The organism is Erwinia sp. 009765445, assembly GCF_058137865.1.
In genome coordinates, this window is record NZ_JBYUWC010000001.1 from 140,154 (window position 1) to 153,706 (window position 13,553).

The 13,553-nt window shown below is 52.9% G+C and carries 9 protein-coding genes and 1 pseudogene; 7 read left to right on the forward strand and 3 right to left on the reverse strand.

Annotated features, from left to right (window positions below; genetic code table 11):
* Positions 1–274: 274 nt before the first annotated feature.
* The 3 genes from yeaG (at position 275) to AC3Y5R_RS00610 (ending at position 5,570) form a co-directional block, all read left to right on the forward strand.
* Entirely contained in the window at positions 275–2,209 is a 1,935-nt protein-coding gene (yeaG, locus tag AC3Y5R_RS00600; protein ID WP_158784903.1) for a protein kinase YeaG, read from the forward strand.
* Between the two features lie 69 nt (positions 2,210–2,278).
* Complete coding sequence (locus tag AC3Y5R_RS00605; protein WP_489919697.1) at positions 2,279–3,550, forward strand: YeaH/YhbH family protein; 1,272 nt, start codon at positions 2,279–2,281, stop codon at positions 3,548–3,550.
* 292 nt (positions 3,551–3,842) lie between these two features.
* Positions 3,843–5,570, forward strand: a complete 1,728-nt coding sequence (locus tag AC3Y5R_RS00610; protein WP_158784901.1) for a potassium/proton antiporter — start codon at positions 3,843–3,845, stop codon at positions 5,568–5,570.
* Here the strand turns inward: AC3Y5R_RS00610 and AC3Y5R_RS00615 are convergent.
* Positions 5,505–5,648, reverse strand: a pseudogene (locus AC3Y5R_RS00615) (hypothetical protein); the annotation flags it as partial. The gene AC3Y5R_RS00610 and the pseudogene AC3Y5R_RS00615 sit on opposite strands and share 66 nt — an antisense overlap.
* On the opposite strand from AC3Y5R_RS00615, the gene AC3Y5R_RS00620 reads away from it, so the two are divergent.
* The 3 genes from AC3Y5R_RS00620 to AC3Y5R_RS00630 all read left to right on the forward strand — a co-directional run bounded on the left by AC3Y5R_RS00620 (position 5,647) and on the right by AC3Y5R_RS00630 (position 9,081).
* A complete protein-coding gene (locus AC3Y5R_RS00620) occupies positions 5,647–5,880 on the forward strand; it encodes a DUF1480 family protein (RefSeq protein WP_158784900.1) in 234 nt (77 codons plus the stop codon). The pseudogene AC3Y5R_RS00615 and the gene AC3Y5R_RS00620 overlap by 2 nt on opposite strands.
* Positions 5,881–6,283: 403 nt before the next feature.
* On the forward strand, positions 6,284–7,750 hold the full coding sequence (wbaP, locus tag AC3Y5R_RS00625) for an undecaprenyl-phosphate galactose phosphotransferase WbaP (protein WP_489919698.1): 1,467 nt from the start codon (positions 6,284–6,286) through the stop codon (positions 7,748–7,750).
* Positions 7,751–7,884: 134 nt separating this feature from the next.
* Positions 7,885–9,081, forward strand: a complete 1,197-nt coding sequence (locus AC3Y5R_RS00630) for a multidrug effflux MFS transporter (protein ID WP_489919699.1) — start codon at positions 7,885–7,887, stop codon at positions 9,079–9,081.
* Here the strand turns inward: AC3Y5R_RS00630 and dadX are convergent.
* Both dadX and AC3Y5R_RS00640 read right to left on the reverse strand, forming a co-directional pair.
* Positions 9,078–10,148 carry a catabolic alanine racemase DadX gene (dadX, locus tag AC3Y5R_RS00635; RefSeq protein WP_489919700.1) on the reverse strand — a complete coding sequence of 357 codons (1,071 nt, stop codon included), beginning with the start codon at positions 10,146–10,148 and terminating at the stop codon, positions 9,078–9,080. The genes AC3Y5R_RS00630 and dadX overlap by 4 nt on opposite strands.
* A 29-nt stretch (positions 10,149–10,177) precedes the next feature.
* On the reverse strand, positions 10,178–11,473 hold the full coding sequence (locus AC3Y5R_RS00640; RefSeq protein ID WP_489919701.1) for a D-amino acid dehydrogenase: 1,296 nt from the start codon (positions 11,471–11,473) through the stop codon (positions 10,178–10,180).
* A gap of 525 nt (positions 11,474–11,998) precedes the next feature.
* Here AC3Y5R_RS00640 and AC3Y5R_RS00645 point away from each other — a divergent pair.
* Complete coding sequence (locus tag AC3Y5R_RS00645; protein WP_489919702.1) at positions 11,999–13,534, forward strand: SpoVR family protein; 1,536 nt, start codon at positions 11,999–12,001, stop codon at positions 13,532–13,534.
* The last annotated feature ends 19 nt before the right edge of the window (positions 13,535–13,553 follow it).

Genomic DNA, 13,553 nt, shown 5'->3' on the forward strand with positions numbered 1-13,553 from the left:
CGCATCAGCCAAGGCCATCGCCAGGTCATTAAATGACTTTGTTATTGAAATTTCATTGAAAAAGGCGGGAGGTTCAGGAAATTTCTTAAATGCCAACTACGCTTTAATGAAAGAAGGTCAGTTTTAACGAGCAGAGTAATCATAAGTTTTGTGTATCCCGATAAAAAAACGTCAGGTTGGCATAAGGGTTGCTCTACTCATATAAGTTCCTTCAGGGGCTGACCGCAATTAGGCTCCTGTTACCTGTGCTAAAAACGAAAGGACGGGCATCGCTATGAATATATTCGATCACTATCGTCAGCGTTATGAAGCTGCCAAGGACGAAGAGTTCACACTGCAGGAATTTCTTACCGTTTGTCGGCAAGATCGCAGTGCATACGCCAACGCGGCAGAGAGACTGTTAATGGCTATAGGTGAGCCAGTAATGGTTGATACTGCGCAGGAGCCTCGCCTTTCCCGACTGTTCTCCAACCGTGTTATTGCGCGTTACCCAGCCTTTGAAGAATTTTACGGTATGGAAGAGGCGATTGAACAGATCGTCTCTTATCTGAAACACGCCGCGCAGGGCCTTGAGGAGAAGAAACAGATCCTTTATCTGCTGGGTCCGGTCGGTGGTGGTAAGTCCTCTCTGGCTGAGCGTCTGAAATCCCTGATGCAGCGCGTGCCTATTTATGTGTTAAGCGCTGACGGCGAGCGCAGCCCGGTCAATGACCATCCGCTGTGTCTGTTTAACCCGCAGGAAGACGCTAACATTCTTGAGAAAGAGTATGGCGTGCCGCGCCGCTATCTCGGCACGATTATGTCGCCGTGGGCAGCGAAAAGGCTGCATGACTTTGGCGGCGATATCTCCCGCTTCAAAGTTGTTAAGGTCTGGCCATCCATCCTTGAACAGCTGGCTATTGCCAAAACAGAACCTGGTGACGAAAACAATCAGGACATCTCTGCTCTGGTGGGTAAAGTGGATATCCGTAAGCTGGAAAACCACGCGCAGAACGATCCTGATGCCTATGGTTACTCTGGTGCACTGTGCCGGGCCAACCAGGGGATCATGGAGTTCGTCGAGATGTTTAAAGCACCAATCAAAGTGCTGCATCCCCTGCTTACGGCCACTCAGGAAGGTAACTACAACGGTACGGAAGGTATCTCCGCCCTGCCGTTCAACGGTATCATTCTGGCGCACTCTAACGAATCAGAGTGGGTCACCTTCCGTAACAACAAAAATAACGAGGCGTTCCTCGACCGCGTGTATATCGTTAAGGTGCCTTACTGCCTGCGCGTGTCTGAAGAAATTAAAATTTACGACAAGCTGCTCGATCACAGTGAGTTGACCCATGCGCCATGCGCACCAGGTACGCTGGAAACGCTGGCCCGCTTCTCTATTCTTTCGCGTCTGAAAGAACCTGAGAACTCCAGCACCTACTCCAAAATGCGCGTTTATGATGGGGAAAGCCTCAAGGATACCGATCCGAAAGCCAAGTCCTATCAGGAGTATCGTGATTACGCAGGCGTCGATGAAGGGATGAACGGCCTTTCTACCCGTTTTGCCTTTAAGATCCTCTCCCGCGTGTTCAACTTTGATCACGCCGAAGTGGCGGCCAACCCGGTGCACCTCTTCTATGTACTGGAGCAACAGATCGAGCGTGAGCAGTTCCCGCAGGACCTGGCGGAGAAATATCTGGAGCACCTGAAAGGCTATCTGATCCCGAAATACGCCGAGTTTATCGGTAAAGAGATCCAGACTGCTTATCTGGAGTCCTATTCGGAATACGGCCAAAATATCTTCGACCGCTACGTCACTTATGCTGACTTCTGGATCCAGGATCAGGAATATCGCGATCCGGATACCGGGCAGCTGTTTGACCGTGAATCACTGAATGCGGAGCTGGAAAAAATTGAGAAACCTGCCGGGATCAGTAATCCGAAAGACTTCCGTAATGAGATCGTCAACTTCGTGCTGCGTACCCGAGCCCATAACAGCGGTCGCAATCCGAACTGGACCAGCTACGAGAAGCTGCGTACGGTAATCGAGAAGAAAATGTTCTCGAACACCGAAGAGCTGCTGCCGGTAATCTCGTTCAATGCAAAAACGTCCACCGACGAGCAGAAAAAACACGACGACTTTGTCGACCGTATGATGGAAAAAGGATATACCCGCAAGCAGGTCCGCTTGCTGTGCGAATGGTATCTGCGCGTCAGAAAATCGTCCTGATACCAGCCTCAGAAGTGCTACAGGGGTCAGGGAAACCTGACCCGGCTTGCAACGTTGTTTGGGGGAGTTATGGCCTATTTTATCGATCGGCGTCTTAACGGGAAAAACAAGAGCGCGGTGAATCGCCAGCGCTTCTTGCGCCGTTACAAGTCGCAAATCAAACAGTCGATCTCCGAGGCCATTAATAAGCGTTCGGTAACAGACGTTGAAAGCGGCGAATCTGTCTCTATTCCCATTGATGATATCAACGAACCAAGTTTCCATCAGGGTCGCGGCGGCCAGCGCCACCGTGTTCATCCTGGGAACGACCACTTTGTTCAGAATGACCGTGTCGAACGCCCTCAGGGCGGCGGCGGGAGTGGTCAGGGCAATGCCAGTCAGGATGGTGAAGGCCAGGATGAATTCGTCTTCAACATCTCGAAAGACGAATATCTCGACCTGCTGTTTGAAGATCTGGCGCTGCCGAACCTGAAAAAAAACCAGCATCGCCAGCTGAATGAGTACAAAGTCCACCGCGCTGGCTACACCTCCAACGGGGTGCCGGCTAATATCAGCGTGGTGCGCTCGTTACAGAACTCACTGGCACGCCGTACTGCGATGACCGCAGGCAAACGCAGAATGCTGCATGAGCTTGAAGCTTCTCTGGAAGCCGTACAGCAAGCGGAACCCGCTCAGTTGCTGGAAGAAGAAAGGCTGCGTAAAGAAATCGCCGACCTTCGTGCCCGCATTAAACGAGTACCGTTTATCGACACTTTCGACCTGCGTTACAAAAACTTTGAAAAACGTCCTGAGCCTTCCAGCCAGGCGGTAATGTTCTGCCTGATGGACGTTTCCGGTTCGATGGACCAGGCCACCAAGGATATGGCTAAGCGATTCTATATCCTGCTTTACCTGTTCCTCAGCCGCACCTACAAAAATGTCGATGTGGTTTACATCCGCCACCACACTCAGGCAAAAGAGGTCGATGAACAGGAGTTCTTCTATTCGCAGGAAACCGGCGGCACCATTGTATCCAGCGCACTAAAGCTGATGGATGAAGTGATCAAAGAGCGTTACGACCCGGCACAGTGGAATATCTATGCTGCTCAGGCTTCCGATGGCGATAACTGGGCCGATGATTCACCTCTTTGCCACGAAATTCTGGCAAAACATCTTCTGCCAGTGGTTCGCTACTACACTTATATCGAAATCACCCGGCGTGCTCATCAGACGCTCTGGCGGGAATACGAACATCTGCAGGCCATGTTTGATAATTTCGCCATTCAGCATATTCGCGAGCCTGAAGATATCTATCCGGTCTTTCGTGAGCTGTTTCACAAACAAGCGGAAAAGAGTTACTGATCTTCTCTACGGTCATTCACAGCCAGTAAATTTTTTACTGGCTTTATCCATCGTTTATCAGATGTAACTCACAAAAACCCCGCACTTCTTCCGTTTTCTCAGTCAATCCCATAAATAAGCCCTTATTCATACGCACTCAGTGCCATTTGCCTGAGGGAAAAATAAGTTAAGATAGTGGCCTGAAAAAAAGCCTCTCACAGCGAGATGAATGATGCCCACGTTTTAACATTTGCGGTACTCTTACAACACACTGTTAAAACGCATAATTTCTAACCCACAGGAGAATGCCCCATTGGAAGCCAGCGCAATCTACAGTTTGTTTATTATCGGATCCGTGCTGGTTGCTGCGAGCATTTTACTGAGTTCGTTCTCTTCAAAGCTGGGCATTCCGATTTTGGTTATTTTCCTCGCGCTGGGCATGCTGGCTGGCGTCGACGGCATTGGTGGTATAGCGTTTAATGACTATCCGGCCGCCTATCTGATCAGTAACCTGGCACTGGCGGTGATCCTGCTGGATGGCGGTATGCGTACCCAGGCCAGCTCATTTAAGGTCGCGCTCGGACCGGCTCTTTCACTCGCTACGTTGGGCGTGCTGATCACGGCGGGACTGACCGGCATGGCGGCGGCGTGGTTATTCAATCTGAATATGATTGATGGCTTCCTGGTTGGGGCGATTATCGGCTCCACGGATGCAGCGGCAGTGTTTTCACTGCTCGGCGGCAAAGGGCTGAACGAGCGTGTCAGCGCCACGCTGGAAATCGAATCTGGCAGTAATGACCCGATGGCCGTGTTTCTGACCATCACGCTGATAGAGATGATCCAACGGGGCGAAACCGGCCTGAGCTTTATGTTTGTCGTCCATCTGATCCAGCAGTTTGGTCTTGGCATTGTGCTTGGTCTCGGTGGCGGCTGGGCTTTACTGCAGCTGATTAACCGCGTCTCGCTGGCCAGTGGCCTCTATCCACTGCTGGCGGTCAGCGGCGGCATCCTGATTTTTGCGCTGACCACCGTGCTGGAAGGCAGCGGCATTCTGGCGGTGTACCTTTGCGGGTTCGTGCTGGGCAACCGCCCTATCCGCAACCGCCACGGCATTCTGCAAACCTTCGACGGCATGGCATGGCTGAGCCAGATTGGCATGTTCCTGGTACTCGGCCTGTTAGTTAACCCGAAAGATCTGTGGAATATCGCTGTGCCTGCGATGGCACTCTCGGTCTGGCTGATCCTGATTGCCCGACCGCTGTCGGTGATGATTGGCCTGCTGCCGTTCCGCGGGTTCCATATTCGTGAGAGGTTGTTTATCAGTTGGGTAGGCCTGCGCGGAGCGTTACCGATCATCCTGGCCGTGTTCCCGATGATGGCTGGTCTGCCCCACGCTTCGTTGTTCTTTAATATTGCTTTCTTCGTGGTACTGGTATCGCTGATGGTACAGGGAACCTCTCTTGGCCTTGCCGCCCGTAAGGCCAGAGTCATCGTCCCGCCAATGGCCTCACCCATTTCCCGTGTCGGGCTGGATATTCATCCGGAAAATCCCTGGGAGCAGTTCGTTTATCAGTTAGGCGCGGATAAATGGTGCGTGGGCGCAGCACTGCGGGATTTGCGGATGCCAAGGGAAACCCGTATTGCCGCCCTGTTCCGGGATAACCTGCTGCTGCATCCCACCGGCAATACCCGCCTGAGAGAAGGCGATGTGCTGTGCGTGATTGGCCGCGAAAAAGATCTTCCGGAACTAGGCAAGCTGTTCAGCCAGTCACCTCCTGTGGCGCTGGACCAGCGTTTTTTCGGAGACTTTATTTTGCAGGCTGATGCACGACTGAACGATGTTTCCGAAATTTACGGCATAGAACTGGATAATGAGACCAACATTCAGCAGACGCTGGGCCATCTGATCGCCGGGATGATTGGCGGCGCACCGGTGGTAGGCGATCAGGTGGAATGGAAAAACATGATCTGGACGGTTGCCGAGAAAGAAGACAATGAGATTATCAAAATTGGCGTGCGGGTGGCGGAAGACAAGGAATAATCCTGGGCCGGATCGCTCGATCTCTGTGAAATAGCGACTACCATTAAAGTTCATGTATTTCCGAAGGGAGAAAATCATGGGTCATGTCGTGAAGATTGGTCGCTATGAAATCATCGATGCAGAGCTGGATGTGCAGAATATCGATACCGTCAGCATCCCCTGCCAGACCAACCCGGGGCTGACAGATCAGCTTGACGGCTGGGACGGTGAAACCAGCGTGCCCGCCTGGATTGACGGTGAGCCAGTCGATCTTGCCATCGGGCATTATGATAAAGAGCAAAATCGCTGGATACTGAAAAAACCTGCATAATCATGCCTTCTCACCGTTGCGGTTATTCGTAACGGTGAACCTTCATATTATTGTCGCCATATTGTTATCTTATTATCATAAGATGACAAATTAACTTATTTCTCCCCTCATTCATTTTCTTTCGCTCGCAATGATTCCCGATTCTAATTTTACCGGAAGCAATTCCACCATTTTAGGAATATCCCGTATTAACTAAGCCAAATAAGTCCTGCATACTCGTTCACTGCTTCACGATGCAATGGACCGCTGCGGCATTTACGGTGCTCAGTTCCCGGCGGTACACGATGGAAGACCGATACTCTTTTTTAGTTGAATTTTAAGGGATTAACTTCAACCCGTTACGCCTGAACGCGTGCTTGAACCTCGTCAGGTCTCCTTCACTCATGAAAAGAGAGCAGGCATTATGGCAAGTACTCTGGTACTGAACGACCGCCGTCGCGCTTTTAGCGGCACCCGAAAAAACATTATTGCCAAGGTGACATTAAGTCTTTCAGATTTAATCTCAATCAACCTGGCGCTGTTTTTATCCGCAGCGACTGTAAGAGGTATTTGGGGTAATCTGGATATATTTATCCCACCTCAGGAAGTGAAGGTCCGTTTTATTGCTCAATTCGTTATGTCAGTGGTCTGTACCGCATGGTTTTGGATGCGACTGCGTCATTACACCTATCGCAAACCCTTCTGGTTTGAATTAAAAGAGATAATTAAAACTCTGGTGATCTTCTCCCTGCTGGATCTGGCACTGATTGCCTTCTCCAAATGGGATTTCTCCCGCATGTTGTGGAGCTTCACCTGGGCTTTCGCACTGATCCTGGTGCCACTGCTTCGCTCCAGCGTTAAACACGCCATTCTGAAAGCGGGCCAGTGGCAAAAGCAGACCATCATTATTGGTTCCGGCAAGAACGCCCGTGAGGCTTACGCTGCGCTGCAAAGTGAAGAGCTCCTCGGTTATGAGGTTAAGGCGTTTGTTGCTTCTAATGGTCACAATGGTGCAGAAACCATGAATGGCGTGCCGGTGATCACCTCGAAAGACATCGTCTGGGACACGGTTGACCTGGAAAACACTCAGTTTATCGTGGCGATGGAATACGAGCAGCAGTCGATGCGTGACAAGTGGCTGAAGCTGCTTTCCAAGAAAAAATGCCGCTCCGTCTCTGTGGTGCCTACCCTGCGAGGTGTTCCACTGTACGGGACCGATATGTCGTTTATCTTCAGCCATGAAGTGATGATCCTCCGCGTCAGTAACAATCTGGCCAAACGCTCTTCCCGCTTCCTGAAGCGAGTATTCGATATCGTGGTCGCTTCGCTGCTGCTGCTGTTCCTGGCCCCGGCCTTTGGGTTGATTTGCTGGATGGTCGGCCGTGATGGCGGCAACAAAATCTATGGTCACGAGCGTGTGGGTCAGGACGGCAAGAAATTCAAGTGCCTGAAGTTCCGCTCAATGGTGACGAATTCAAAAGAAGTGCTGGAAGAGTTATTAGCCACCAGTGAAGAAGCCCGGGCCGAGTGGGACAAGGACTTCAAGCTGAAAAACGATCCACGTGTCACCAAAATTGGAGCATTCCTGCGCAAGACCAGCCTCGATGAGCTGCCACAGTTATGGAACGTTATCCGTGGTGAGATGAGTCTGGTGGGGCCACGTCCGGTAATTGAAGCCGAACTGGAGCGTTACGCCGGGGATGTGGATTACTATCTGATGGCTAAACCCGGCATGACCGGTTTATGGCAGGTCAGCGGACGTAACGACATCGACTATGACACCCGCGTCTATTTCGATTCATGGTATGTGAAAAACTGGGCACTTTGGACCGATATTGCGATTCTGTTTAAAACGGCCGGTGTGGTTCTGCGTCGCGACGGCGCGTACTAATCCCTCAAAAGTCAGAGTCATGCCGGTCAATGACGGCATGACTCTGAACTCTTGCCCTTCAGATTCTCCTTTTCTTTTTCCCCGCTAATCACTACCCTTTCCGGCTTGCTTGTTAATGGATGTCGCCTCGCACGATGCAAAAATTCACCTTACTCCTTCTCAGCCTGGTGCTTCTGGCGCCACTGGGTATCGATTTGTACCTGCCCACCCTGCCCGGGATCGCTCTGGGGCTGGATACGCCAGTCAGTAAAATTCAGACCACTATCCCGATTTTCCTGCTGGTGATGGGATTGGGGCAGCTGGTTGCCGGTCCGCTGGTGGATAACCTCGGCAGAAAACCGCTGGCGCTGGCCGGTCTGCTGCTTTATCTGCTGGGCAGCATCCTGGCGGCAACCGCCACCGACTGGCCGCAGTTCCTTACCGCACGCATCATCCAGGGGTGTGCCGTTTGCTGTACTGCCGTGGTGGCATTCAGCGGCGTACGGGATCGTCTTGACGGCGACGATGCCGCCCGCGCTTACGGTTTCCTTAATGGCGCGCTGAACATCGTTCCGGCACTTGCGCCGATGCTGGGCGGCTTTCTGGCAGATGCTTTTGGCTGGCGTGCGCCTTTCTGGTTCCTCACCAGCTATGCGCTGGTGATTGGAGCGCTGGTGATCTGCTTCCTGCCGGAAACCCGTCCGGCTGGCACTCTGGCGGTTAAAGGCATCCCCCTGCGCCAGTATTGGGAAATCCTCCGGCAGCCGCGTTTTCTGGCATTCGCCTTCGCCAATGCCGGAGCAATGGGTATGGTGCTGACCTATGTGTCTCTCGCACCACAGGTGCTGATGACCGAAGGTAAACTGAGCGCCCTGCAATTCTCCATTGCCTTTGGCGCCAATGGGTTCTGGATCATGCTGGTCAGCGTACTGGTGAATAAAATGATCCGTAAGCTGGGCCGCCCGATTTGCCTGGCGACCGGCAGCCTGGCGATGGCGCTTGGTGCCCTGACACTGACAGGTGGCGTAATATTGATGCCCGCAGCATGGCAAACAAGCTGGGCGCTCTATATGTTCCCCGTGGCGATTTCTGTGGCGGGACTGGCCTTTACCGTTGGTCCGGCCACCAGCTATGCGCTGGAGCCATACAAGCAACAGGCTGGCGTGGCTTCAGCACTTAACGGATTTATTCAGATGGCGGGCGGTTCATCAGCAGGTCTGCTGATGATGGCGATGCCGATAGCGGAAAAATCAATGCTGGCACTGATGATGGTGGCAGGTGCCGTTCTGACCGGCCTGGCGTGGGTATACAGTAAAAAAGTGCACGGCACGCTGACCGCGCTCAACTCTTAACTGACCTGTACCGGTACTCGTGGCGCTAAGGCACACATCAGTTCATAGCCCACGGTACCGGCTGCTCCGGCAACTTCGTCAATCTTCACATTGTTGCCCCACAGCTCGACCTGACTGCCAATGCCAGCCTGCGGGCAAGGCATTAAATCCACCGTGATCATATCCATCGATACAGCGCCAACAACCTGCGTCATTACGCCGTCCACCCAGACAGGTGTGCCGTTTGGTGCATGGCGCGGGTAGCCATCCGCATAGCCACAGGCCACCACACCAATGCGCTGCTCGCCTGCTGCACGGTAACGTGCTCCATAACCCACACCGTCACCCCCCTTCAGCGTCTGTACGGCGATAAGCTCGCTACTCAGCGTCATTGCCGGTTGCAGGCCGCTGCTGGCGACATCCTGCCATTTACCGCTCGGCGATGCACCATAGAGGATGATACCGGGACGAACCCAGTCGAAGTGAGTTTCACTGTGCCACAATGTCGCAGCAGAGTTTGCCAGCGAGCGAGGACAGTCCAGACTTTCAGCGGCATGAACGATGCGTTTCATCGGCTCAACGATCCCCTGGCTGGTCTCTGCCTCAGCAAAATGAGCCATCAGCGTCATCTCGCCGACGTTCTCCAGCCCCCTGAGTTTATGCCAGGCATGATTAACCTGCTCCGGCTGGAAGCCCAGACGGTTCATACCGCTGTTCATCTTCAGGTAAATATCCAGCGGCGCAGAGAGCTTCGCCTTCGACAGCGCCTGGATCTGCCAGTTACTGTGCACGCTGGTGGTCAGGCGGTAGCGGTCAAGGATCTCAAGCTCATCGGCGTGGAAAAAACCTTCCAGCAGCAGGATGGGCTTTTTCCAGCCGCGCTCGCGCAGCAGGATCGCCTCTTCAAGGTTCAGCAGGGCAAAACCGTCTGTATCGGAAAGACTCTGCCAGACGCGGTCAATACCGTGCCCGTAAGCGTTGGCCTTAACTACCGACCACAGCCGGGAATGAGGTGCAGCCTGGCGGGCAACCGCCAGGTTATGTCGCAACGCGCTGGTGTCGATAGTTGCGACAATCGGACGAGACATAACTTCTCCTGGTTCTCAATGCGTGAAGACTAACGGGCGCCGTGCAGCGTCTGACCGGATACCGGATAAAAGCCGGGCAGATAACGCATCACTGACAGGTCATCTGCGGCAATAGCTGGAGTCCGTCCGGAGATGATATCAGAAATCAGCTGACCCGAGCCGCACGCCATGGTCCAACCGAGCGTTCCGTGACCGGTATTCAGATAAAGATTTTTTAGCGGTGTGCGGCCGACAATGGGCGTCCCGTCCGGTGTCATCGGCCGCAGCCCGGTCCAGAAGCTGGCCTGCTCAATATGGCCGCCCTGCGGATAGAGATCGCTGACCACCATTTCCAGCGTTTCACGGCGGGCCGGTAGCAGTTTGGTGTTATAACCGACGATTTCTGCCATGCCGCCCACGCGGATGCGGTCATCAAAGCGGGTAATCGCCACTTTATAGGTTTCATCCAGCACAGTGGAAACCGGTGCCGCTTCGGCATCTTTAACAGGAATGGTCAGAGAATAACCCTTCAATGGATAGACCGGCACCTTCACAATATCATTCAGCAGACCAGTGGAATAAGAGCCAAATGCTACAACATAGGCATCTGCCTTAACAACCTCAGCTCCGCACTTCACGCCGGCAATCTGGTTACCTTCCTGCAGCAGCGCATCCACTGGCGTGTTGAACCGGAAAGTGACTCCTGTCGCGGCGGCCATTTCCGCCAGGCGCCGGGTAAACAGCTGACAGTCGCCGGTTTCGTCATTCGGTAAACGTAAGCCGCCTGTGAGTTTGTGCTGAGTGGTCGCCAGAGCGGGCTCAGCATCGGCAAGCTGGCTGGCTTCCAGCAGCTCATAAGGCACACCCGCCTCCTTGAGCACCGCGATATCTTTGGTGGCACTTTCAAACTGCTGCGTAGTACGGAACAGCTGCAACGTGCCGCCCTGACGACCTTCATAGGCAATGCCGGTGTCCTGACGCAGCGCCTTGATACAGTCACGGCTGTATTCAGCAATGCGCACCATGCGGCTTTTGTTCTGCTGATAGTGCCGCATATCGCAGTTACGCAGCATCTGCCACATCCACTCCAGTTGAAAGCGGCTGCCGTCCGGGCGGATAGCCAGCGGCGCATGGCGCTGGAACATCCATTTGACCGCTTTCAGCGGCACGCCCGGGGCTGCCCATGGCGCGGCATAGCCTGGAGAGATTTGCCCGGCATTCCCGGCACTGGTTTCCAGCGCGACATCCGGCTGGCGATCGATTACCGTGACTTCATGCCCGGCCTGAGCCAGATACCAGGCGCTGGCCACGCCGACTACCCCACTCCCCAGAATCACAACTCGCATAACCACTCCAACGATGTTTAGAAAAGAAGATTAAACTGGCTGCAGGCGACAGCACCGGATGAATTCACTACCTGCAACACACCAACATTACGCTGACATATTTCACATCTTTTTTACCCTGAAGGGGAATAAAAACAAGGTGGCAAATCCAATTTGGAGTTAAATACTGCTTAATCTCTATTTTAAGCAGCATATCATTGCGAATCCGGCGTTTTTAACTTTTGACAGTAGATTGTCAGTACGCCATATTTTTATCTTATATACAGCATTTTATACTGTTAGTTTTGCCATTTTCTGCATTTCGCCTCAGGTTAAAATGATTTTTCTCCGGGGGCTCTATTTTCTGTCAAAGATTTCAATTGTATTAGCCAGAGGGATCGGAGAGAGTGAACTATCATTGAAGTATTGGCTTTAATTCCAGGCTTGCCTGAGCACTGATTTTGCCCCGGCAGGTCGATATGAAAACGGATGTTTTGCCGCTACGTGTTGTAACGTCGAAAACCGGTTTTTAAAAAGGGGTGCGCTATGACGACTATCTTTGATGATCCCATTGCTGACAGCAAACGGCTGAGCGATGGGCCGGACTGGACTTTCGACCTGCTGGATGTGTATCTGGCGGAGATTGACAGAGTCGCCAAACTCTACCGGCTGGAAACCTATCCCCATCAGATCGAAGTGATCACTTCCGAGCAGATGATGGACGCCTATTCCAGCGTCGGGATGCCAATCAACTATGCGCACTGGTCGTTCGGTAAAAAGTTTATCGAAACGGAACAGCGCTACAAGCATGGTCAGCAGGGACTGGCGTATGAAATCGTCATCAACTCCAACCCCTGTATCGCCTACCTGATGGAAGAGAACACCATTACCATGCAGGCACTGGTGATGGCGCATGCCTGCTACGGGCATAACTCCTTCTTCAAGAATAATTACCTGTTCCGCAGCTGGACGGATGCCAGTTCAATTGTCGACTATCTTATTTTCGCGCGTAACTACATTACCCGTTGCGAAGAACGCTACGGCGTTGAAGAGGTTGAAAAGCTGCTGGACTCCTGCCATGCACTGATGAATTACGGCGTGGACCGCTACAAGCGCCCACAGAAAATCTCGCTGGAAGAAGAGAAAGCGCGTCAGCAGAGCCGCGAAGAGTATCTGCAGAGCCAGGTTAATATGTTATGGCGCACGCTGCCGCGGCGTGAAGTCGAGTCTTCTCAGGCGCAGGCGGCTCGCTATCCTTCTGAACCTCAGGAAAACCTGCTCTACTTTATGGAAAAGAACGCCCCGCTGCTTGAATCCTGGCAGCGTGAGATTTTGCGCATCGTGCGTAAGGTCAGCCAGTATTTCTATCCGCAGAAGCAGACTCAGGTAATGAACGAGGGCTGGGCCACTTTCTGGCACTACACCATCCTTAACCACCTGTATGACGAAGGCAAAGTTTCCGAACGCTTTATGCTGGAATTCCTGCACAGCCACACCAATGTGGTCTATCAGCCGCCTTACAACAGCCAATGGTATAACGGGATAAATCCCTATGCGCTGGGCTTTGCGATGTTCCAGGACATCAAACGTATTTGTCAGGAGCCGACGGAGGAAGATCGTTACTGGTTCCCGGAAATTGCCGGCAGTGACTGGCTGGAGACGCTGCATTTCGCCATGCGGGAGTTTAAAGACGAGAGCTTTATCAGCCAGTTCCTCTCACCGAAGGTAATGCGCGACTTCCGTCTGTTCACGGTGATGGACGATGACCGCAATAATTTCCTGGAAATTGCCGCAATCCACGATGAGGCTGGCTACCGGGCGATCCGCCAGCAGCTGTCAGCCCAGTACAACCTGAGTAATCTGGAGCCGAATATTCAGGTTTACGACGTCGACCTGCGTGGCGACCGCTCTCTGACACTGCGCTATGTACCGCAAAACCGTACACCGCTCGATAAGAGCCGCCGCGAAGTGTTGAAGCATGTGCACCGTCTGTGGGGCTTCGACGTGCATCTGGAGCAGCAGAACGATGACGGCAGTACCGAAATCCTCGACCGCTGCCCGCCTCGCCCTTCCACTCGGTGATTCTTCAGGAACAAAAAAA

Coding starts and splice junctions, on each gene's coding strand:
- dadX (WP_489919700.1), bottom strand. CDS start 10,148: ATGTCTCGTCCGATTGTCGCAACTATCGACACCAGCGCGTTGCGACAT.
- AC3Y5R_RS00640 (WP_489919701.1), bottom strand. CDS start 11,473: ATGCGAGTTGTGATTCTGGGGAGTGGGGTAGTCGGCGTGGCCAGCGCC.
- AC3Y5R_RS00645 (WP_489919702.1), top strand. CDS start 11,999: ATGACGACTATCTTTGATGATCCCATTGCTGACAGCAAACGGCTGAGC.
- AC3Y5R_RS00620 (WP_158784900.1), top strand. CDS start 5,647: ATGGGTCATGTCGTGAAGATTGGTCGCTATGAAATCATCGATGCAGAG.
- AC3Y5R_RS00630 (WP_489919699.1), top strand. CDS start 7,885: ATGCAAAAATTCACCTTACTCCTTCTCAGCCTGGTGCTTCTGGCGCCA.
- yeaG (WP_158784903.1), top strand. CDS start 275: ATGAATATATTCGATCACTATCGTCAGCGTTATGAAGCTGCCAAGGAC.
- AC3Y5R_RS00605 (WP_489919697.1), top strand. CDS start 2,279: ATGGCCTATTTTATCGATCGGCGTCTTAACGGGAAAAACAAGAGCGCG.
- wbaP (WP_489919698.1), top strand. CDS start 6,284: ATGGCAAGTACTCTGGTACTGAACGACCGCCGTCGCGCTTTTAGCGGC.